The 22,600-nt window shown below is 54.0% G+C and carries 14 protein-coding genes; 5 read left to right on the top strand and 9 right to left on the bottom strand.

All coding sequences use genetic code 11. The features are described 5' to 3' along the window. Window positions 1-10 precede the first annotated feature (10 nt). The 8 genes from H7U06_RS13520 to yaaA form a co-directional block, all read right to left on the bottom strand. Entirely contained in the window at window positions 11-7,372 is a 7,362-nt protein-coding gene (locus H7U06_RS13520; protein ID WP_254873255.1) for a M10 family metallopeptidase C-terminal domain-containing protein, read from the bottom strand. Then, window positions 7,266-9,326: a calcium-binding protein gene (locus H7U06_RS16315; RefSeq protein ID WP_254873242.1), complete on the bottom strand. Its 2,061-nt coding sequence runs from the start codon at window positions 9,324-9,326 to the stop codon at window positions 7,266-7,268. Before H7U06_RS16315 ends, H7U06_RS13520 begins: the two co-directional genes overlap by 107 nt. A gap of 54 nt (window positions 9,327-9,380) precedes the next feature. Beyond that, window positions 9,381-11,138: a peptidase domain-containing ABC transporter gene (locus H7U06_RS13515; RefSeq protein WP_175626643.1), complete on the bottom strand. Its 1,758-nt coding sequence runs from the start codon at window positions 11,136-11,138 to the stop codon at window positions 9,381-9,383. Between the two features lie 17 nt (window positions 11,139-11,155). After that, complete coding sequence (locus H7U06_RS13510; RefSeq protein WP_175626642.1) at window positions 11,156-12,817, bottom strand: biopolymer transporter ExbB; 1,662 nt, start codon at window positions 12,815-12,817, stop codon at window positions 11,156-11,158. 51 nt (window positions 12,818-12,868) lie between these two features. Continuing rightward, window positions 12,869-14,239: an HlyD family type I secretion periplasmic adaptor subunit gene (locus tag H7U06_RS13505; RefSeq protein WP_175626641.1), complete on the bottom strand. Its 1,371-nt coding sequence runs from the start codon at window positions 14,237-14,239 to the stop codon at window positions 12,869-12,871. Continuing rightward, window positions 14,236-15,015 (bottom strand): hypothetical protein, encoded by a 780-nt coding sequence (locus H7U06_RS13500; RefSeq protein ID WP_175626640.1) that lies wholly within the window; start codon window positions 15,013-15,015, stop codon window positions 14,236-14,238. The genes H7U06_RS13505 and H7U06_RS13500 overlap by 4 nt, the downstream gene beginning before the upstream one ends. A 21-nt stretch (window positions 15,016-15,036) precedes the next feature. Continuing rightward, window positions 15,037-16,698 carry a TolC family protein gene (locus H7U06_RS13495; protein WP_175626639.1) on the bottom strand — a complete coding sequence of 554 codons (1,662 nt, stop codon included), beginning with the start codon at window positions 16,696-16,698 and terminating at the stop codon, window positions 15,037-15,039. Window positions 16,699-17,152: 454 nt separating this feature from the next. Next, entirely contained in the window at window positions 17,153-17,929 is a 777-nt protein-coding gene (gene yaaA / locus H7U06_RS13490; RefSeq protein WP_175626638.1) for a peroxide stress protein YaaA, read from the bottom strand. A gap of 30 nt (window positions 17,930-17,959) precedes the next feature. On the opposite strand from yaaA, the gene H7U06_RS13485 reads away from it, so the two are divergent. The 5 genes from H7U06_RS13485 (at window position 17,960) to H7U06_RS13465 (ending at window position 22,065) form a co-directional block, all read left to right on the top strand. Next, window positions 17,960-18,433, top strand: a complete 474-nt coding sequence (locus tag H7U06_RS13485) for a putative toxin-antitoxin system toxin component, PIN family (protein WP_175626866.1) — start codon at window positions 17,960-17,962, stop codon at window positions 18,431-18,433. A gap of 28 nt (window positions 18,434-18,461) precedes the next feature. Then, window positions 18,462-19,643, top strand: a complete 1,182-nt coding sequence (locus tag H7U06_RS13480) for a pyridoxal phosphate-dependent aminotransferase (RefSeq protein WP_175626637.1) — start codon at window positions 18,462-18,464, stop codon at window positions 19,641-19,643. Window positions 19,644-19,729: 86 nt separating this feature from the next. Further along, window positions 19,730-20,509 carry an oxepin-CoA hydrolase, alternative type gene (locus H7U06_RS13475; RefSeq protein WP_175626636.1) on the top strand — a complete coding sequence of 260 codons (780 nt, stop codon included), beginning with the start codon at window positions 19,730-19,732 and terminating at the stop codon, window positions 20,507-20,509. Beyond that, a complete protein-coding gene (locus tag H7U06_RS13470; protein ID WP_175626635.1) occupies window positions 20,506-21,210 on the top strand; it encodes a histidine phosphatase family protein in 705 nt (234 codons plus the stop codon). Before H7U06_RS13475 ends, H7U06_RS13470 begins: the two co-directional genes overlap by 4 nt. A 162-nt stretch (window positions 21,211-21,372) precedes the next feature. Beyond that, window positions 21,373-22,065: a glutathione binding-like protein gene (locus H7U06_RS13465; protein ID WP_175626634.1), complete on the top strand. Its 693-nt coding sequence runs from the start codon at window positions 21,373-21,375 to the stop codon at window positions 22,063-22,065. Window positions 22,066-22,135: 70 nt separating this feature from the next. Here the strand turns inward: H7U06_RS13465 and H7U06_RS13460 are convergent, their stop codons facing one another. Further along, complete coding sequence (locus H7U06_RS13460; RefSeq protein WP_175626633.1) at window positions 22,136-22,591, bottom strand: MaoC family dehydratase; 456 nt, start codon at window positions 22,589-22,591, stop codon at window positions 22,136-22,138. Window positions 22,592-22,600: the final 9 nt, after the last annotated feature.

The following is a 22,600-nucleotide window of genomic DNA, read 5'->3' as shown; positions in this document are numbered from 1 at the left end:
CTTCTTCAGATTACACGTACTGCACATTGATACGTGCGATTTCATGTGTGTAGGTGTTGTCGCTGTAGAAGGCATAGTAGCTTTGCGAGCCGTTCTGTCCCAAGCCGACAAAACCATTGGCCAGGATAGAGTCATTGGAAGTGTTATTGTCCAACATCACGGTAAGCGTCCCGCCCACACCGACCATCGCCTGTACGTCTTCAGCCGTAAACAAGAGCTTGGTTGAAGTACCATCCCCTGTCACATCGATGCGATTAATGCTGCTGACCTTGCCATCCAGGAAGTTAGCCATATTCAGCACAGGCTCGGCAGTCGTCAGGCCAAATATCTTCAGTGTATCGAAGGTGCTGGCTGCATAGGTGGTCGCAGTCAGACCGCCACCACCATTGATCGCCGTGATATTTGTCATGACACCACCGGTAGCCTGCACATAGAAGGTGTCCGCACCGAGGCCGCCGTTCAGGGTATTGTGCCCGCCCAGACGTCCATCCAGTGTATCGGCACCGAGGCCACCATCCAGCAAGTTGGTATTGGTCAAACCGAGCGCCGTCAGGATATTGTCCAGCCCGTCACCATACAAGGTGCTGTTGACGTTTTCACTGCCGGTCAGGTTTTCGATAGAGGTATATCGGTCACCGTTGGCATCACCACCGGTACCACCCACACCCGTCACCAGGCTGGCCACGATAGGCGCTCCGGTTGAATACTTGTAACTCACAGTATCATTACCGGCACTGCCACCATTGAAGTTATTCGCAACCGTACTGGCGTAGAACAAATCGTTACCCGAACTACCAATTACATTCTGTATGTTCGTATAAGTATCACCCTGCGCAAAGCCGCCGGTTCCGGTGCCGTGATATAGATCAACCGTTACCGCGCCACTGCCAACGCCGGTGCTCGCATAGCTGACAGTATTGCTACCGCCACCACCGTCAAAATAGTTGGCTGCCAATCCGCCGATCAGCGTATCGTTACCGCCACCACCCGTGATGTCCTGGATATTGATGTAGGTATCCAGATTCGCGTCACCACCACTACCCCGGCCTGCTGCCACACCCGAAACGGTCGTATCCGACAGATTGATAATCATGTCGCCAGTGGTATTGGTATACACCACCCGGTTATGCGAAGTCGCGTCGGACACGCCACCATTGAATACATTGGTCTGTGCGCTGGCATAGAAGGTATCGTTGTAGCTGCTGCCAACCAGATTCTGGATACCTGACAAGGTATCGCCCTCAGCATCACCACCGCGACCAGCACCTGATGCTAATCCGCCCAACGGATTCGATACATCGACCGTTACCGCCGACAGGTTGATCGTCACGCCCGAGCCCGAACCTGCATAGTTGGCCGTGTTCGCCGTTGCAGCGTTACCAGCGGTGTAACCCAGCCCTATCAGTTGATCGGCCCCTGCGCCACCAGTCAGGATGGAGCCACCAGTAGCCAAACCAGTCAGTTTGTCAGCAAAAGCTGTACCGGTCAGATTTTGAATCAAGGTAAAGGTATCGCCGATAGCGTCACCAGTTGCACCAACTGTCGTATTCAGGTCGACTACCACCGCACCCGTTGAGCCTGCATAGCTGACCGTGTTATTGCCCGCGCCGCCATTGAAGGCATTGACATCGCCACTCGCGATAAACAGATCGTTACCAGTACCGCCGATCGCGTTCTGGATGTTAGTGTAGGTATCGCCTTCCGCATCGCCGCCCTTACCGCTGCGCGCCGCGACGCCGCCAACAACTGCATTCGATAAGTTGATCGTCAATGCAGCAGTATTGCCTGCGTAGTTGGTCGTATTGTTCGTGCCATAGCCGATCAATACGTCCGCACCACCGCCGCCCGTCAGCGTCGAATTACCACCTGCGGCGCCACCCAACGTATCGTTACTAGCGGTACCTATCAGGTTCTGGATATTCCAGAAAAAGAAACCGGTCTGGAACGCGCCAGTGCCAGTCATGTTTTTGATATCAATATTGACCGGACCGGCCAGTGATTGATAGCTGACCGTATTCACGCCGCTGCCACCGTCAAATCGATTGCTAACCGCCGCCGCGTTGAAGGTATCGTTACCGGAGCCACCTGCCACGTCCTGAATATTGGCGTAGGTATCACCCAGCGCGCCACCTGCACCGCTGAGAGCGCCAACGCTAGTACCGTTCAGGGTTGCTGCACTACCAGCCAGATTGATCAATACATCCGCAGTCGCCGCTTCATAGCTGACCCGGTTATGCGAAGTCGCATCGCTGACGCCGCCATCGAATTTATTGGCCGCAGCACCGGTCGCTGCGCTGGCGTAGAAAATATCATCAAAGCTGCTGCCAACGACGTTCTGTATATTGATGTAGGTATCACCTATCGCGTAGCTGCCAGCTGCGCCACCGCCTGTCATGGTCGTCAGACCGCCACGGGTATCTGCTGCCAGATTGACGATCACACCGGCATCCGATGCAGCGTAATTCACTGTATTGCTGCCTGTGCCGCCATTGAAAGCATTCGCTGCGCTACCCGCAATGAAGACGTCATTGCCACTGCCACCAGTCGCATCATGGATACCGATATAGGTATCCTGACCGGCAGCCTTGCCGACACTGCCTTTGCCAGCTGCGACGCCAGCTACTGTCTTATCGGACAAATTGATCGTCAGATTCGAAGTGAAGCCTGTGTAATTGACGCGGTCATGTAAACCGCCGTTACCGTCGAAGGTACCAGCCAGCGTGTTGTGCGCAAAGAATTCATCACCGCCCAAAGTACTGCCGGTCACATTGCTGATGCCGGAATAGGTATCGCCTTCAGCATCGCCACCACGTCCGGTACCTGCGGCCAACGCAGCACCACCCGCCGTCGGATTGACCGACCCGGTTGAAAGATTGACTGTAACCGCCGTCGCTGACGAGGTATAGCTGACCGTATCGCTACCACCATTGCCGGTGAATGCGTTAGCCGCAATACCGCCGATGAATATATCGGCGGATGTACTACCCGTGACGTTCTGGATTGCTGTGTAGGTATCGCCTGCGGCATGGCTCGCAGAGCCAGTTGCGTTAGCACCCGTCATGCTGGCTACTGTAGTGCCGCCTATGGTGACGCTGGCACCCGACAAGTTGACGATGACACCTGCGCCGGAGCCGCCGTAATGCACGGTGTTACTCGTACCGCCACCGCCATTGATATTATTCGCCGCCGCATTGGCCACGATGATATCGGCACCGCCACCACCAGTGATGTCCTGGATATTCGTATAGGTATCACCCAGCGCTCCGCCAGCACCGCTGTTGGCAGCGATGGAAGTGCCATTGACGGTAACCGCAGCGCCTACCAGGTTGACGATAATTCCGGTATTCGTCGCTTCATAGCTGACCCGGTTATGCGAATTGGCATCACTGACACCACCATCAAATTTATTCGCTGCCGCGCCAGTCGCCGCACTTGCATAAAACAAATCATCGAAGCTGCTACCGACCACGTTCTGTATATTGGTATAGGTATCGCCGATGGCATAGCTGCCAGCCGCACCTCCACCAGTCATGCTGTTCAGGCCTCCGCGCGTATCTGCCGCGAAGTTGACGACCACACCCGCATCCGATGCCGCATAGTTCACGGTATTGCTGCCAGTGCCGCCATCAAACGCATTCGCGGCAACACCTGCGATAAAGGTATCGTTGCCCGAACCACCGGTGGCATCATGGATGCCGATATAAGTGTCCTGTCCAGCGGCCTTGCCGACATCACCCTTGCCTGCATTGACACCTGCCACCGTCTTGTCGGACAGGTTGATCGTCAGATTCGAAGTGAAGCCTGTGTAATTGACGCGGTCATGCAAACCACCGTTACCGTCGAAAGTACCTACCAAGGTGCCGTTGGCAAAAAATTCGTCGCCACCCAATGCCGTACCCGTCGCATTGCTGATGCCATTGTAAGTATCACCCTGTGCATCACCGCCCCGACCAGTACCTGCAGCCAGTGAGCCGCCACCCGCGGTCGGTGTCACTGCAGCATTCGAGAGATTGATAGTGACAGCTGTCGTTGACGATGCGTAACTCACCGTATCGCTGCCACCATTGCCGACGAATGCATTCGCGGCCGCACCACCGATGAAGGTGTCGTTGTAAGCGCTACCCGTGACGTTTTGAATGGCCGTATAGGTATCACCTTCAGCATAGCTGCCGACGCCGCCACCGGTATTGCTTGCGAGGCCATTGACGGCCAGTGCAGACAGATTGACGATCACACCACTGTCCGATGACGCATAACTGACCGTATTCGTACCGGCACCACCGTTAAAATTATTCACTGCCAGGCTGGCAATGAATACATCGTTGCCGTTACCGCCCGTCACATCCTGGATATTGGTATAGGTATCGCCCTGCGCATTGCCACCGGAACCAGTCCCGGCCAATACACCAGAAGCAGTCTTGTCGGACAAATTGATAGTCAGATTGCCGTTGTCGCCCGCATAGCTGACGCGGTTATGCAAACCGCCGCCGCCGTCAAAATTATTCGCCGCCGCACTGGCGATGAAGGTGTCGTTACCGCTACCGCCGGTGATGTCCTGGATATTGGTATAGGTATCGCCCTGTGCGTTACCACCCAAACCTATCGCACCTGCTGTCAGCAAGTCGATGGTCAGATCCGCTGTATCACTCGCATAGCTGACACGATTATGTGAAGTCGCAGTGCTGCTGCCACCGTCAAAATTATTAGCCTGACCATTGGCGATGAAGAGGTCATCACCCGAACCGCCTGTAATGTCCTGGATATTGGTATAGGTATCGCCCTGCGCATTGCCGCCAAGACCGATTGCACCGACCGTCAACAAATCGATAGTCAGGTTCGCCGTATCACTCGCATAGCTGACACGGTTATGCGTACCGCCACCACCATCGAAATTATTCGCTGCAGCACTGGCAACAAAGGTATCGTTGCCGCTACCGCCGGTCACGTCCTGGATGTTGACGTAGGTATCGCCTTCGGCATTACCGCCCAGGCCTGTACCTGCGATCAGATCGATAGTCAGGTCCGCGGTATCAGTCGCATAGCTGACGCGATTATGTGAGGTCGCGGTGCTGGTACCACCATCAAAGTTATTGGCCTGGCCATTGGCGATGAAGAGATCATCGCCGGAGCCGCCAGTAATGTCCTGAATATTGGTATAGGTATCACCCTGCGCGTTGCCGCCCAGCCCAATTGCCCCAGCGTTCAGCAAATCGATAATCAGGTTCGCGCTATCACTCGCGTAGCTGACACGGTTATGCGTGCCGCCACCACCATCAAAATTATTCGCTGCAGCACTGGCAACAAAGGTATCGTTGCCGCTACCGCCGGTCACGTCCTGGATGTTGACGTAGGTATCACCTTCCGCATTGCCACCCAGGCCTGTACCCGCAATCAAATCGATGGTCAGGTCTGCGGTATCAGTCGCATAGCTGACACGGTTATGCGAAGTCGCGGTGCTGGTACCGCCATCGAAACGGTTGGCCTGGCCGTTGGCGATGAAGAGATCATCACCCGAACCGCCAGTAATGTCCTGAATATTGGTATAGGTATCACCCTCCGCCATACCGCCCTGACCGGTACCTGCAATTAAATCTATCGTCAGGTTGGCCGTGTCAGTCGCGTAACTGACACGGTTGTGCGTGCCGCCACCACCGTCGAAATTATTCGCTGCTGCGCTGGCGATGAAGGTGTCATTCCCCGCGCCACCTGTAAGATCCTGAATATTGACGTAGGTATCACCCTCGGCATTGCCGCCTATACCAGCCGCACCTGGCGTCAGCAAATCGATGGTCAGGTCAGCGGTATCACTGGCATAGCTGACACGGTTATGTGAAGCGGCGGTACTCACACCACCATCAAAACGATTCACCGAACCGTTCGCAATGAACAAATCATCGCTGGCACTACCAATCACATTCTGGATCGAAGTATAGCGATCACCTTGTGCATAGCCGTTGCTGCCTTCACCCGTCAACAGGTTAACCGTCACACCACTGGCGGATGCGGCATAGCTGACAGTGTTCGAACCCAGACCGCCATCAAAGCTATTCGCCAGGTTGCTGGCGACGAAGGTATCGTCATAGCTGGTACCGATAGCATTGCGAATACCGTCGTAACGATCGCCGTCGGCGTAACCACCGGTACCAACACCGGCGTTCAAATCGACCGTGACGCCATTGCCGTCAGTTGCCTTGATATAGCTGACCGTATCGTTCCCGCCATTGCCGACGAAAGAATTGGCTGCGCTGTTTGCGATAAACAAATCATCGCTGGTGCTGCCTTTGACGTTCTGGATACTGACGTAGCTATCACCATCGGCAAAACCGCCGCTGCCCGTACCCGCAACCAGATCGATGGTCACACCGGCAGTTGAATGTTCATAGCTGACAGTATTCGAACCAGCACCGCCATTAAATGCATTGGCGACATTGCTCGCGATGAAAGTGTCGTTGCCGCTACCACCGGTCGCATCCTGAATATTGATCAAGATGTCACCTGCAGCCAGGCTGCCCGCACCGGATCCCGTACCGTTGAACAGATCTACGGTTACACCTACCGTATCGTTCGCGTAGCTGACACGGTTGTGGTTGCCGCCACCGCCGTCAAAAGTATTGGCTGCAGCGCTGGCGACAAAGGTGTCGTCGAAGGTGCTACCAATAACGTTTTGGATATTGATAAATTTATCGCCTTGCGCGAAACCACCGCTGGTACCGACGCCATTCGCGTGGAACAGATCGACCGTCACAGCACCGGTAGTGGACTCGCTGTAATCCACCGTGTTGGAACCCGCACCGCCGTCGAATACATTGGCAGAGTCATTCGCGACAAAAGTGTCGTTACCGCTACCACCGATAACATTTTCGATATTCGCCAGCTGATCGCCTGCGGCCAGACCACCAGAACCGAGGCCGGTGACCAGATTGACGGTAACGCCGGCTGTATCTGCTGCGTAGCTGACGGTATCAACACCACCCAGGCCGTCAAAATTATCGGCATTATTGCTGGCGATGAAGGTATCCGCATAAGCGGTACCGACGAATTTATCTATGTTGGTGTAGCTGTTCGAGTACGTTGCAGGTGTGCCCCCTGCTGCAGGCGTCAGTTCTATGCCGCCGACGTTACGCGATGCGTCTATGGTGACACCCGACAGATAGCGTTCATAGCTGACTGTATCAAATCCGCCTGCACCGCCATTGAAGTTCAGGCTATCCGTATCCGCGACAAATTTATCGTCAAACGAACTACCAATGACGTTCTGGATATTCTTATAGCTGTCGCCCTGCGCATTCCCCCCCGAGCCCTGTCCTTTGTAGAAATCTACTTCCACACCGGCAGCAGAACCGGCATAGCTGACGGTATTGACACCGCCCATACCATCGAAATGGTTGGCGTCCAGGTTGGCCGTTGTAAGCACTGCCGATGACGTTTTGGATATTGACGTATTGGTCGCCGGTGGCATCGTTTCCGCTACCGACACCATTGAGCAAATCGACTGTCACACCGGAAGTCGAACTCGAAGGCGAGTTTGCATAGGAAACGGTGTTCGAACCACCCGCACCGCCATCAAATTTGTTCGCAACGCTGCTAGCAATGAACGTATCGCTATAGCTGCTGCCGACTACATTTTCGATACCGGTGAAGGTCACATTTCCTGCATAACCACCGGTACCGTTACCAGCTGCCAGGTTCACCGTTACCGCTGCATTCGAAGCCGAAAAATCTATCGTATCGCTGCCGCCGGTGCCACCGTCCACGCCTTTGGTATTGGCACCGACGATGAAGGTATCGTCGTGTGCACTACCGATTACTTTCTGGATATTCTGCAGCGTATCATGACCACCAAAACCATCCAGCGCATTACCGGTACTCAAGTCTACCGTCACGCCTGAGGTCGAGCCCTTGTAGCCTACGGTATTGATATTCGTACCGCCAGCGTTGACACCACCGACGATCGTATCGTTACCGGCACCGCCTTCGAAATAGGTATTGCCCTTGCCGCCGTAGAGGATATCGGCACCGGTACCGCCGTACAAAAAGTCATTCGCGTTACTACCGTATATCGTGGTACCGGCGTTGTCACCCGCATGTACGATGTGCGAAATGCCCTGCGCTGGCAATACCAATGCGCTTTCACCTGTTACCGGATTCGCATAGTTCAGGTCGTCCGCAGTCGTCGCATCCTTGAGTACAACCTGACGCACACTATTGAGTACCTGTATGCCCTCGGTGGTAATAACCGTCAGTTCAAAATTGAGTTTGAAGTCCTCATGTATCGGGGCATTCGCATTAGGATCAACCGTGTTGTAACGCAATTCAATACGATAATCCTTGGTGTCTGGCAATACATCAATTTTGTAAACGTTATTACCCAATGAAGTGGCACCAACTATCGTCATGCCAGCAGGCAGTACGGCTGTGATCGTCAGGCTTTGCACCTTACCGTCACCAGTAATTTGCACATTCAATATTTTGCTGAAAGTACCATCAGGCAAGCCTCCAACTGGTGCCTGACCATTCGCCCATATTTCAGTGATGTCATTACCCGCATTGATGATCTGCGGAGCGATCTGCGCGATATTCGAGGTATTCGTATCCGACTGGAATGCGCTACTGCCACCACTACCCTTCAGGATGGTGCCAGTGGCGTCCGGCGTAGCACCTATGGTATTCACCAGATGCACCGATAATGCCGGGGCATTCGGCCCGATCACAAACTCCTGTGGCGTGACACCCGGACGTTCCGGCAAAACTTGAGGTATTTGTTTGACCAGCGGCTGCTGTACTGATGCCTGGCCTTCATAATTCGACTTGAAGTTGTTAACCGGTGTTGCATTGCTTTGCACCACGTTCGCCAGTTGCACCATCGCCTTGCTGATAGCGGAAATCGCTGCATTCGCCGCCTGTGCCTGCGCGGCCAGATCCTGCGCACCTTCGGTCTGACGATAGGACGCATCTTCCTGCATATTGCCGCGGCCATCCGATTCACGTGGCTCGGTACTCAAGACACGCGGCTGATCCAGTTTCTGCAGCGGGATAATGCCGACCTGGTCCATCATATGGGCAGCACTGTCGCGACCGTTGCTAAAGTCGACCATCACGCTGTCATCCATCGCGCCTATCGCGCCGCCCGCCAGCACCAGTTTGGTACCGTCGTTCAGATAGAGCACCATGTCGACGTCGACGATGTGCACCTTGGCGATATCGCCCTTGCTGATTTTCAGTTGGAAATTGCCCTGTTGATCCGGTGTAACCACACGGATAGGCGCACCATTTTTATCCAGCGCTGGCTGGTTATTAGCGGATTTGGAAACAGGAGCGGTAGCCATCTGAGTGTCCCTTCATAATGAGAACCGGAATTCTTCTCGGTCCGTCCTACATACTTACTGCAATATTTTTGCCCGCGGGCCGTCTGCAACTATCTTGCCGTCATTAATGACGATGATGCGATCCATCTGTTTTAACAACACTGGACTATGCGTCGCCACCACCAGAGTGCGACCCGCAACAAATGCAACCAGTCTTTCAATAATTTTGTTTTCTGTAGCCTGATCGATACCGGTAGTCGGTTCGTCCAGCAGTAATACATTCGGCACCGTCGCAACTGCGCGTGCCAGTGCCACCATCTGACGCTGACCACCGGACAGATTGCCAGGTGCGACCAGCATCTGATCCAGTCGCAACTGACCGCCGGCCAGCAACTCATCCATGCACGACACATGCAAGGCGGTCTGGTAAATCGAACTACTGATGCTGTTATCAACAAAAATATTCGTCGCTAGCGTGCCATCGAACAGGAAAGGATCTTGCGGTTTGTAGGCGATAGCACGCATGCGTACTTCTTGCGGATAGGCGGCGACCGAAATGCCATCCATCAGCACCTGACCCGCATCCGGCGCATGTACGCCAGCGAGGCAACGCAACAAGGTCGACTTGCCTGAACCGGAGCGACCGACCAGGCCTACCTTCTCGCCTGGATTGATCACAAAGGAGATCTGCTTCAACATCGCCGGTTCATTCGGCTTGATGCTGAAGCTCAGGTTGGAAACCTGGATCTTGCCGTCTATCTGCTGCCTGTCCACTTCATTCGTGGTATTTGCATTCGGCGCTTCGACAAACAATTCTTCAAACGAGGTACGTGCCTGCTTGAACGCGTCTATACGTCCGAGTACCATCGCTACCGATGAGAGCATGGAGGCCGCACGGCCGACCAACATTGACGATGCAATCAGCGCACCGACAGTCAGCGCATTTGCTTCCACCATATACACACCGACGACCAGCGTCGCTATCGTCATCAACGTATAGCCGCTGGATGAAATGGTGTAACCAACCGAGGCCCAGAAACGGCTTTTCGCTTGCGTGACGCCGGACACTTCCGCGTCGCGCGCAAACAGTTCAAGCACACGTTTTTGCAAGGCCGAAGTCTTCAAGGTTTCGATACCAAATACCAGTCCCGCCAGTTTGTCGGTCTTGGTCGCGCCTACACTCATCGCGGTACTTGCATAATCATTGGCTGGTATCTTGCACAGCAATTGCGCGCCAACCAACAGCGTCCCGCCGACCAACACCACCCACACGATAGGACCGCCTATCAAGCCTATCGCCAGCAGATACAACAGCAGGAACGGGAAATCGATGATGACCAGCATGTAGTTGGACGATAGCAAATCACGTGCACTGGTGATATCGCGATACTTGGCCAGCACCACACCGACCGGCCAGCTGACACGTGTCGCCAGCAGCTTCTTGACTACCGCCTGATCAAAATCGATATCGAACTTGCCTGCCAATTGCTCGATATAGAAAGTGCGTATCACGCGCAAGACAAATTCCAGCACCAGGAAGAGCAACATGCCCAACGTCAGTGCCCACAAGGTATCCGGTATGTGATTACCGATTACTTTGTCGTACACCAGACGCGAATACACCGGCAGCAACAGACCAAACAGATTGATCAGGAAACCGGCGACCACGATCTCTACCAGGCGTTTGCCATATGCCCGCAACATCGTGAGGTACATAGGATCACGCGTGATCTCACTTAACGCCTCGCGCAACACGCCGACATCGCCCTCAACCGGGGCGATGTTGTTGGCGGCCGGAATGGCTGCGTCAGGAAGATCGGGCAACTTGCTCATAAACCTGCTGGTCCTTGTTACTTGCTATCGCGATTCGACAGTTCACGCATCGCTTCACGCAATTCAAGACGCAAATCCTTGATCATGGTCTGACGACCATTGCGCATTTCTTCGATGATGGTTTGTGACATCACGTTTTGACGTACCAATGCTTCATTGATATTGGCCAGTGCCTGCGGAATCGCATCCAGCCCCTTGATGCGTTCATTTTGCATAGCCATATGTTTGGCCAGGTCGATCTGCAATTGACGTGCGGCCAGCGCATCGCGGGTGATGTTGCCGGAGTTTTCACCAATGACGGTACCGAGCTGACCCAGGCGGGTCGCCACGTTCGAATGGATTTCTGCCTGATGCTGAATCGCATTCAACTCGTCACCCAGACGTATCGAAACCTGTGACAACAGACCTGGCAATTGCGCAATATGCTGTGCAGTTTTTTCATGCACGTTAGCCAGATCAGCCTGCTGTGCGTGCAAGGACGACAAGGCCGACGATACAGCGGTCTGGCCGCTTTGCATCGCCCCGACGATTTGCGGCAACACATCAAAGCTGCGCAACGCAATATCGCCGTTCACACTGAGGCGCTCATTCAACAACGACAAGCTTTGTGTAATGTCCTGTGTCGATTCCAGTTTTTGATTGATCAATTGGCCCAGGCCGCGAATTTCTTCCAGCGTCTGCTGCCCTACTTCATGCATGCGCGGGCCAAAGCTGACCAGTTGGCGCACGTTTTTCGATTCATCTATGCTTTCCTGGAACAGACGCGCCACAGTAGCCAGGCGTTCGTTCATCGCTTCCAGCTTCATGCCAGCCTGCAGCGACGCATCCGAACTATTGCGCGAGGTCAGTACCGATTCACGTTGCAAGACCATCAGGTCATGCAGGAATTCAGTCAGGAAGGATTCGGAAATACCCTGGCGTTGCGAAGCACCCGGGCCGGACATTTCATGCACCACGTGCTCGACCATGACGCTGATGCATTCACGTGCTGCAACCACCAGACGTTTGCCCGCACCGCGCAGGCAGACCAGGGTCAGGCCCAGTGTCAGCGAACCGATCAAACCAAACATCGACGCACTAAAGGCGGTACCCATACTCGCCAGTGGTTTGTTCAGATCGGTCACCAGGGTCGCGAACGATGCATCCATATCGCTACCCTGGGTCGCCTGCCCGAAACCGTTAATCAGGTCAGCGGTACTGACCAGTGTTTCCAGCAAGCCGATAAAGGTACCGAGCAAGCCCAGCGCAATCATGAAACCGGTCAGGTATTGCGGGAATTCCATGCGCGCTTCCAGATGCGCGTGCAATTCAGCCAGTGAGCGCTCTATGGTTTCCTGTTCGATACGGGTCGTCAGACGACCTTTGGTGTTGGCGACACTGACCAGCACCTTGGCGATCTCGGTACCTTCAAAGGTCGGATCCTTGACCAGGTCTTCCAGCGCTTCACCCGCCTGCGAACGTGCATAAAACACTTTCAGCTTGTTGTATTCCCAGCTGACCTTGTAGATGTCGTACATGATCAGAGCCACACCGAATACCGCAACGCCGATGATGAACAGGTTCAGCACCGGATTGATATGGATCGCGTGGAGTACAAACTCCCTGAACATGATTCCGCCTGTCAGCAGGACCAGGGAGGGAATCAGCGCAAGAAGGTAGTATTTGCGGAGCGTTTTCATGGTGCTGGATATTCCGATCGGGTAATTGAAATTAAATTTTTGTTATCAGGATCATCGCGGCTCACGCAAAGCACTTTGCGTGAAACGATTAATCGGGGACATCAGGTATTGCCATACGGTGCGGCGGCCAACCACAATATCTGCAGTGGCTGTCATACCCGGCATCAAAGGCAAACCATCGCTGGCGCTCTTGAGTTGTGCCGGGTCACGACTGACTTCTATCTTTACGCGGTAGTGACGCTCGCCGCGTTCTTCCGGCACTGTATCGGCACTGATCTCCGTCACCCTGCCTGCCATCGAACCAAACACGCCATAGTCATATGCGGTCACCTTGACGCGCGCCGGTTTGCCGATGGCAAGCTCAGCACGGTCAGTAGGACTGATATTCGCTTCGACCACCACCTTGTCATCGATAGGCGTCATCTCCAGGATAGGATCACCCGGCTTGACCACACCACCGACGGTATTGACGAAGATGCGGTTGACCACGCCATCCATAGGTGCCTTGACTTCAGAACGCAGCACCCGGTCGTTACGCGATTTCATTTCTTCCGACAAACGCGCCAGTTCGGTTTCAGCGGTCGTCAGGTCGGCGCGTGCTTCAGCGCGGAAACGTGAGACACCATCAGTCACCTTGGCTTGTGCTTCCGAAATCGCTGCGCGCAAACGCGGGATCATGGAACTGGCCGCATTCAGACGGCTGCGTACATCCTGCGCACGTGCTTGCGACTGGATATCTTCCAGCTGCGACGCGGCGCTTTTCAAAAACATCGCATGTACCAATTGGTATTGCTGTTGCGCGAGATTAAATTCATCGGTCAGGCTTTTTTGACGGCTGATGGTTTCATTCAGCTCAGCCTGGCGCTGCGTGGTTTGTTCACGCAATATGCTCAGCTCGCCACTCAACTTGGCCTGGCGTGCAATAAATGCAGCCTGTTCATTCTGCGCCGATGCATCGTTCGCGATATCGGCTGGCAAGGTCAACTGGCTGGCACCATTTGCTTCAGCAGTCAGGCGCGCCACGCGCGCGCGCAAACCGGCCAGCTTGACCTGGCCTTCGCCCTGATCCGACGCTGCACGTACATCGCGTATCGTGATCAAAACCTGATCCTTGCGCACGGCCGCACCTTCACGCACTGCCAAAGTCGAGACGATGCCGCCTTCCAGATGCTGGATGATCTGGTTATGGTCAGATGGCACGATACGTCCCTGTCCGCGCACCACCATATCGATAGGCGCGAAGTATGCCCAGATCACCAGCAGCAACAAACCGAACGTCAAAGCCAGGACAAATACTTTAGGCCCTGGCATTTCGCGATACGACTCTATCCCGCGATCCAGCGCAGGCACTGCCTTGCGTGTCGCACTTTCGACACGTTTGAGGCGCTGCGCTATAAAGCTGGATAGACGGGTAAATTTCATTTGGCCGACGCTGAGTATTGGATCACGACGCTGGAATCGGTTTCTACGTTTTCATTGCCCGGTACCACGCGGCTGATGACGCTGCTAGGCGCTACGCCCTGGTCGATCAGGTAGTTACGCACAGCGATCGTGCGGTAGTAGGCACGACGACGACCTTCGGTATACGCCAGCGTACCGACCACACCGGTCACCACCAGCTTGCCCTGACTACTTTTGATTTTCTGGGTCCAGCCTTTGAGATTGGCTTCCAGCGCCGCCACTGCTTTCTTGTCGAGCTCGACGCCGTCTGTATCAAAATGCAAAGTGACCGCATCGCTGCGGCCATCGAGCTTGATACCGGCCAGCGTATCGCTGGCAGTCGAAGTACGCGATTTTTCTATCTGGATCGCTTTGGTCGGTGCGCCTTCATCACTGCGCAAGCTGCCTTGCAAGGACGTACTGCTGTTATTCAGCTTGGCTTGCAGCAGCGCGACCTGCCCTTTCAATGCGGCGATTTCCTTGATCTGCTCCTGACTCTCTGCTTTCAGGCGTGCCGCATCCGGATTCTGTCCATCATCCAGGCGACTGATATTCGGCTGGTCCTTGGATGGAGTATGCACCTGCTCCTGCAGCTCTTTCTTCTCAATGAACTTCACTGCCTTGAATGCAGCCAGTTTTTGCGAATAGTAGAACAGCGTGACGACGAAAACGACGACGACAAAGATCATCACCAACACAACGTTGGATAGCGCGTCTACGAAGCCCGGCCAGAAATTCTGTTCCTTACCACCTTCCATCTTTCCCCCTGGATTACTGCATTACGGCTGCTGCATGCCTTCCACGAAGGAAGAAGCGCGCCCGGTATTACGCAAAATTTGATAGCTGATATCGGCCTGCAGGAACAGCAGCTGTGACAACTCGACACGCGACAGGTAAGCCTGTTGGTAAGCATCGAGTACATCCAACAATTGCTTGTTACCGGTTGCCAGTTGCTCAAGGAAGACGTCCGCCACATCGGCATTGGTCTGGTAAGCCTGGCGCGCGATGGTGATGCGTTTTTTCACCGCATCCAGCGTGCGGTAGTTGATCTCGATTTGTTCTTTCAGCTTGCGTTCGAGGTCCGATGCCGTATTCGCTTTCTCAACGTACTTACTGCCGATTTGCTTTTGGTAGTAGTAGTCGGAGCCACCGTTGAGCAAGTTCATATTCATCACGAACATGTAGCGACGATCTGTGGTCAGACGACCATCGCCACCTGCATTATCAGTACGAGCCTGCGATACTTCGATCGAAAAGTTAGGAGAGAAACGTGAACGTGCCGATTTCAATTCTTCGCTTGCCGCTGCGGTGTCCTGACGCGCCGCACGCACTGCCGGATTGTTTTCGTAAATCTGTTCCAGCGCCAGGCGCGAAGTGTTTGGTACCAGCGGCATCATCTTGGTCGGCACACCCAATTGCTGAGTGCGCACACCTGTCAATTGCGCGAGTGTGACCATCGCACTTTCGAGCACGCCTTCCGCTTCGATCATGGTCGAGCGCGCATTCAATGCACGACCACGCACACGTTCGAAATCAACCTTGCTCGCACCGCCGCCCTGCAAGCGCTTGTTCATGTAATCCTGCAGCGTATCCATGCGCTCGGTATAGCTACGCGCAAACGTCAGAGAGACATAGCTACGCAAGAGATCGTAATAAGCCTTGATGGTGGTGTAGTACAGCGCTTCGCGTGCATCTTCCTTGCGCAGATCTGCGGCATTCGCCAGCGACGCCTGCTTGCGGTATTCGAAATAGGAAGCTGGTGCAAACAGCGGCTGACGCAGGATCACGCTGTTATCCCAGCGGATATGCGTATCGCTGCTCAACGCACGGCCAGTATTTGGATTAATGATGGAAGCTGGCGCCGAGTACTCACGACCACGTTGTGCGCGTACATCCAGGGTCGGGCCCAATTGTCCCAACGCTGCTTTTTTGCCGTACAACGCACCTTCTGCCTGCGCACTTGCAGCAGCGTAGCTGTAACTGTTTTGCAGGGTACGTGCCAGCGCCTCCTCCAGCGACAACATGTTTTGCAGCGGGCCATCGCTTAAGGCCGTGATCCCATCCGGCAAAGGCACGGCAGGATTGGTAAATGCCTTGTCTGACTGGCGCAGCAATTGCAGGATTTCATCGTCACGCGAACCATCTGCCTGCATGGTTTCGGAAGCCTTGGCAGCATTAGTACTCTCACCTTTGCTGCGCTTGGGCACATCAGACGGCAGACGCAGCGCTGGTGGTGCGACAGGTGCTACCGCCTCGTCGCCAGAGGTCGGCTTTTGCCGTTGTATATCTTGTGTAAAAGGCTGCTCGCCTGAACCAGGACGGGAACGAAACAGATTTGATTGAGCAACTGTGTCCGGAGTCGATGGGGCCGCAAATGCCAATTGTGAGGCAATCAGCAAAGGGATACTCGAAAGTAATCTGTATTTCAATGTACTAATCATCTAACAACTGGCCGATCAATATCTCTAACCGGCAACTGTGTGTGCCGCAAAAACGCGCATGCAATGCATTACTGCACCTTGCCCCCAACACCAAAAAACAGAATTTTTTCTTATTGTTTATATGCAGAAAGCATTATATGGGAACTTGCATGCACCCCGAGCGGCCAACTTACAATAAGTTGTAGCTTCACAACTGTAAATTTGTACGATAAGCCATTGATTTAACAATTGTTTTCAATATGGCTGTTGTAACAATTTTGAAATTTTCTCGGCAGAAAGCGCTTGCCAGCAGGGAATTCATTGCATTGCAGCAATATTGCTGTGAAAAATGATATAAAGCCTAGACAATTATTTAACAAATAATTGTCATTAAAAAATTTCTGACGAAATCTGAGAATATTTCCATGAGGCAAGTAATTGATTTCTATGTGGAAATATTATTTCCACACGGAAATTAAATCCCAACCTTGCGTCGGAACATCCAGGTTTTTTCATTTGACGCATCTGCATCAAATGCATAACCGTCAACGTCGAAAGATTTAAGGTCATTTGGACGCGTTATACCCTCGGTTGCGGCATACCTTGCCATCAGCCCACGCGCTCTTTTTGCATAAAAAGAAATGATCTTGTATTGCCCGTTTTTCCAGTCCTGGAACACAGGTGTAATGACTGGAGCCTTAAGCAAAGTCGGCTTCACTACTTTGAAGTATTCTTCCGATGCCAGATTGACCAACGCCTCCGACTGCTGCTCGGCGATACGCTGATTCAGCGTCTCTGTCACCCTGCTGCCCCAGAATGCATACAGATCCTTGCCAGCGGGATTCGCCAGACGGGTACCCATTTCCAGCCGATACGGTTGCATCAGGTCGAGCGGACGCAAGACACCGTACAAGCCGGATAAAATACGGATATGCGACTGCGCATAAGCCAGTTGCTGCTCGCTCAGGCTGGCAGCATCCAGTCCTTCATAAACGTCGCCATTGAATGCCAGCATCGCCTGCTTGGAATTTTTCTGCGTAAATTTGGGCGACCAGGCCGCAAAACGATTAGCATTCAGGCTCGCCAACGGATCAGAGATACGCATCAGGCTCGCAATCTGTGCCGGTGATGACAAGCGCAGGATATCAATCAACTCAGCGGATTGTTTGATGAAGTCAGGTTTGCTGCTGATCTCGGTATGGGCGGGCGTGTCGTAATCCAGGGTTTTGGCAGGCGATAAAACAATAAGCATTTCTACATCCGGACAAGAATAATTTTGCCTATGATACCGAAGCTGATTCCTCAGCGCATCGTGCTCGACACAAATGTCTGCCTCGATCTGTTCGTCTTTCGCGATCCGCGTTGGACACTGCTGCTCAACGCCATGCAAAACGGTGAGGTAGAAGCGTTGACACGCGATGACTGCCGCAAGGAGTGGAGCATCGTGCTCGGCTACCCACATCTCAAACTGGATGACGCTGCGCGCGTACAAGTGACGACGGAATTCGATGCGCTGATACGCTGCCTGCCGATACCGGAGCCGGACGAAGCACCGCTCAAACTGCCGGTCTGCAAGGACAAGGATGATCAAAAATTCCTGGAGCTGTCACGCGACATCAAAGCCGACGTCCTGATTACCAAGGACAAGGCCTTGTTAAAACTCGCACGCAAGACACGACGTGATGGCCTGTTTTCCATCATGACACCCGAGGCCTGGACCCTGGAAGCAAGCCAGGCGCGGCAAGCGCTAGAATAGGCAGCTTCAGCCCTACACACATTCAGACATGTCCAACAACTCAGCACCTGATTTCGCCACGCCGGCCATACAGAGCAAGCTGCCACAAGTCGGCACTACCATCTTTACCCTGATGTCAGCGCTCGCGGCTGAGAAGAAAGCCGTCAACCTGGGGCAAGGCTTTCCTGATTTCTCCTGTGATCCGGCCTTGATCACTGCTGTCAGCGATGCGATGCAAAGTGGTTTGAATCAATATCCGCTGATGACGGGCGCACCTGTCCTACGTGTAGCCATCGCGAAAAAAATCGCCATGTTGTATGGGCATCACTACGATGCGCAGAATGAAATCACGGTCACCGCGGGCGCAACACAGGCACTGCTGACCGCCATCCACTGCTGCGTAGGCCCCGGCGATGAAGTCATCGTGATCGAACCAGCCTTCGATAGCTACTTGCCAGCGATTGCATTGGCGGGTGGCAAAGCGGTCTGCGTCCAGATGGAACTGGGTAATGCTGGTTATCTGGTGCCATGGGAAAAAGTCGCGGCTGCCGTCAGCAGCAGAACCCGCCTCATCATGATCAACTCGCCGCATAACCCGACCGGCTCCGTGCTGCATCCGCGCGATCTGCAAGCATTGGCCGACATCGTACGCGGCACCGACATCCTGCTGCTGTCGGATGAAGTGTATGAACACATGGTATATGACGGCATGCAGCATGAATCCGTATGCCGCCATCCCGAGCTGACAGCGCGTGCCTTTGTGGTATCAAGCTTTGGCAAAACCTATCACGTCACCGGCTGGAAGATAGGCTACGTCGCCGCACCTGCTGCCCTTAGCGCAGAGTTCCGCAAAGTGCATCAATACAATGTGTTCTCAGTCAACACACCTATGCAACATGCAATCGCACACTATATGGGCGATCCGCAACCCTATCTGGAACTACCGAGGTTTTACCAGCGCAAACGTGATCTGTTCCGTGCCGGTTTGCAAAACACGCGTTTCAAACTTCTGCCAGCAGACGGTACTTACTTCCAGTGCGTCGACTATCGCGCCATTTCCGATTTGCCGGAAAGCGAATTCGCGCAATGGCTGACGACAGAGATAGGCGTAGCAGCGATTCCGGTATCAGCTTTCTATGCAGACGGCAAAGATGCTGGCGTGATCCGCTTCTGCTTTGCCAAACAGGATCAGACGCTGCAAACCGCACTGGAACGACTCAATAAAGTTTAAGCAGGCCCAGGTACCCAGCTCAAATACGCGCCGCAGCGACGCTTCCTGTATATTCTTAATCCATCTATCCACTTCATACGGCCATCATGTCTGCAGAAATCCAAGCATCCCGCCACGAAGCTACGCTGATCCTCACCATCTCCAATCCTGGCGCCAAGAACGCCTTGCATCCGGACATGTTTGCAGCGGCCGTTGAAGTGCTGTCTACCGCGGAGCGCGATGACACCATACGCGCCGTGATCCTGACAGGTGCCGACAATTTCTTTTGCGCGGGCGGCAATCTCAATAAATTGCTGGAACATCGCGCCATCGATAAGAATGAACAAGGCGCGGCAGTCGATAGCTTGCGCAGCTGGATCGAAGCCATACGTGATTGCCCTAAACCCGTCATCGCTGCTATCGAAGGTGCGGCCGCTGGCGCTGGATTTTCGCTGGCACTGGCATGCGATCTGATCGTTGCAGGCAGCAATAGCAAATTCGCGATGTCTTATTCCAAGGTCGGCCTGACGCCAGACGGCGGTGCCTCCTGGTTTCTGACCCAGGCCTTGCCGCGCCAACTGGCGACTGAGATCCTGCTCGAAGGTAAAGCGGTCGAAGCGACACGCCTGCATGAACTGGGTCTGATCAATCGCCTGGTGCCTGACGGCACTACCCTCACGGTAGCGCAACAATGGGCCGACGATCTGGCGGCCCTGTCCGGCCACGCGCTCGAACGCATCAAATCACTGGTACGCGAAGGCAGCAGCAATACACTGGCACAACATTTCGAATCCGAAAAATTTCACTTCGTTGAAAGCCTCAACCATCGCGATGCGCTGGAAGGCATCAACGCATTCCTCGAAAAAAGAAAACCGCACTATAAATGACGACTGAAAAAAGAAGACGCATTTATCTGATGCGTCACGGCAACGTCACCTACTTCGATGCTGATGGCACAGCCTATCCGCCGGACGAAGTTCCGTTGAATGAAAAAGGTCGTGCGCAGACTACCGCTGCAGGCCAAGTCTTTGCCGAACAAGGCATACAGTTCGACCGCGTGATCACTTCCAATCTGCCGCGCACCATAGAGTCGGCACGACGTGTGTTGGCAGAAACCGGACAGCAAATCGAGCCGGAGCAATGGCTGGAGTTTCAGGAAGTGCGCGGCGGTGTACTCGAGGTCATCCATGACGACGACCTCGAAGCAGCTTTCACGCATGCCTTCGCCAGCATGGCGGCCGAACACAAAAAATTCCTCGATGGTGAAAGCGTAGGTGAATTGCTGGATCGCATCCATCCTGCCATAGACAAGCTGCGCGCCGATCCGGACTGGGATACCGTGCTGCTGGTATTGCACGGTGGGGTGAACCGCGCCTTCCTGTCGTATGCGATCACTAGCCAGCGCATCTTCCTGGGCAATATCGAGCAGGCTCCTGGTTGCATCAATGTGCTGGACGTCGGCGAACGTAGCAATGACTGGGTCATACAAAGCATCAACTACTCGCCGCTGCTGCCACTGCAAACCGAATCACGCCTGAGCACGATGGAAGAAATGCTTCATCAATACCGCAAGTCACGCGCGCGTTGATCGTAAGCTAAGCGTCGTACGTTCAGCCATACCCATTCCGTCGCTGCGGTTTTTCATGCGACTCGCAGCAAGGAATGCCGAATTTCTGCATAATCTGGTTCGACATATTCCGAGTTGCGCACTGCCCTGCGCTTAGCCTTCGTATCTTCCCTGGAGAAAAAATTGATCGACCTTTATTCCACCGCCACGCCGAACGGCCACAAAGTCCACATCATGCTGGAAGAATGCGGCCTCGCGTACCGCAGCCACCACATCGATATCGGCAAGGGTGACCAGTTCACTCCTGCATTCCTGAAGATTTCACCAAACAACAAAATCCCGGCCATCATCGATAGCGACGGCCCGGACGGCAAGGAAATGTCCTTGTTTGAATCCGGCGCGATCCTGGTTTACCTCGCCAGCAAGGTCGGCAAATTCCTCGGCGATACCGACCGTGAAAAATTCACTACGCTGCAATGGCTGATGTTCCAGATGGGTGGCGTCGGCCCTATGCTGGGACAAGCGCACCACTTCCGCATCTATGCTCCGGAAAAAATCGAATACGCCGTCAATCGCTACACCAATGAAGCCAAGCGTTTGTACGGTGTGATAGATCGCCGCCTGGCGGAAAGCAAATACCTGGCAGGCGACAGCTACACCATCGCCGATATCGCGACCTTCCCATGGCTGCGTTCGTGGGAAAAGCAAGGCATCGTATTGACTGACTACCCGCACCTGAAACGCTGGTTTGATGAAATCAACGCTCGCCCTGCGGTCCAGAAAGGCACCACCATGTTTGTCGACGTGCGCCAGCCGGTCGCCGATGACAAAGCCAAGGAAATCCTGTTTGGCGCGACACAGTACGCAAAGCGTTAAATAAAAAAGGCGATGATCACCGCCAGGTTATAGCAGAGATCATCGCCCTCATCGTGGCGGGTAAATTCAGTTAACCGTAATGCCGTAGTAGCAGTTCCGCCACACACACTGGTTTGTCGCCACTCTCGGCTTCCACCGTTACCTCCCACACCATCTGCACGCCACCGTCTATCTCTTCCAGCGCCTGCAATAACATACGCCCGCGGATCTGCTGACCGACCAATACCGGCGCCGGAAACCTGACCCGATTCAAACCATAATTCACGGCCAGCTTGCACGGCGGGAAAGCAACGGCTGTCGACAGCAACATCGGCAACAGGGATAAAGTCAGGAAACCATGTGCGACCGGCATGCCGTACGGCGACTCACGCCGACAGCGCTCCGCATCAATATGTATCCATTGATGATCGCTGCTGGCTTGCGCGAATTGATTGATGCGCTCCTGCGTGATCTGTAACCAGTCGGATACTGCAAGCTCTTGCCCGACCAGGTCCTTGAGCCCGGCCAGCGATGCAATTTGACGCATATCATTTCC

The organism is Herminiimonas sp. Marseille-P9896, assembly GCF_903993245.1.
GTDB classification, from domain to species: domain Bacteria; phylum Pseudomonadota; class Gammaproteobacteria; order Burkholderiales; family Burkholderiaceae_D; genus Oxalicibacterium; species Oxalicibacterium contaminans.
Note: the sequence above shows the minus strand (reverse complement) of the source record. Positions and strands in the feature narration are given on the sequence as shown.

Coding starts and splice junctions, on each gene's coding strand:
- H7U06_RS13520 (WP_254873255.1), bottom strand. CDS start 7,372: ATGGGCGGTGTCAATACCGTCAGCTATGCCGGTTCTGCTGCCGGTGTG.
- H7U06_RS16315 (WP_254873242.1), bottom strand. CDS start 9,326: ATGGCTACCGCTCCTGTTTCCAAATCCGCTAATAACCAGCCAGCGCTG.
- H7U06_RS13515 (WP_175626643.1), bottom strand. CDS start 11,138: ATGAGCAAGTTGCCCGATCTTCCTGACGCAGCCATTCCGGCCGCCAAC.
- H7U06_RS13510 (WP_175626642.1), bottom strand. CDS start 12,817: ATGAAAACGCTCCGCAAATACTACCTTCTTGCGCTGATTCCCTCCCTG.
- H7U06_RS13505 (WP_175626641.1), bottom strand. CDS start 14,239: ATGAAATTTACCCGTCTATCCAGCTTTATAGCGCAGCGCCTCAAACGT.
- H7U06_RS13500 (WP_175626640.1), bottom strand. CDS start 15,015: ATGGAAGGTGGTAAGGAACAGAATTTCTGGCCGGGCTTCGTAGACGCG.
- H7U06_RS13495 (WP_175626639.1), bottom strand. CDS start 16,698: ATGATTAGTACATTGAAATACAGATTACTTTCGAGTATCCCTTTGCTG.
- yaaA (WP_175626638.1), bottom strand. CDS start 17,929: ATGCTTATTGTTTTATCGCCTGCCAAAACCCTGGATTACGACACGCCC.
- H7U06_RS13485 (WP_175626866.1), top strand. CDS start 17,960: ATGATACCGAAGCTGATTCCTCAGCGCATCGTGCTCGACACAAATGTC.
- H7U06_RS13480 (WP_175626637.1), top strand. CDS start 18,462: ATGTCCAACAACTCAGCACCTGATTTCGCCACGCCGGCCATACAGAGC.
- H7U06_RS13475 (WP_175626636.1), top strand. CDS start 19,730: ATGTCTGCAGAAATCCAAGCATCCCGCCACGAAGCTACGCTGATCCTC.
- H7U06_RS13470 (WP_175626635.1), top strand. CDS start 20,506: ATGACGACTGAAAAAAGAAGACGCATTTATCTGATGCGTCACGGCAAC.
- H7U06_RS13460 (WP_175626633.1), bottom strand. CDS start 22,591: ATGCGTCAAATTGCATCGCTGGCCGGGCTCAAGGACCTGGTCGGGCAA.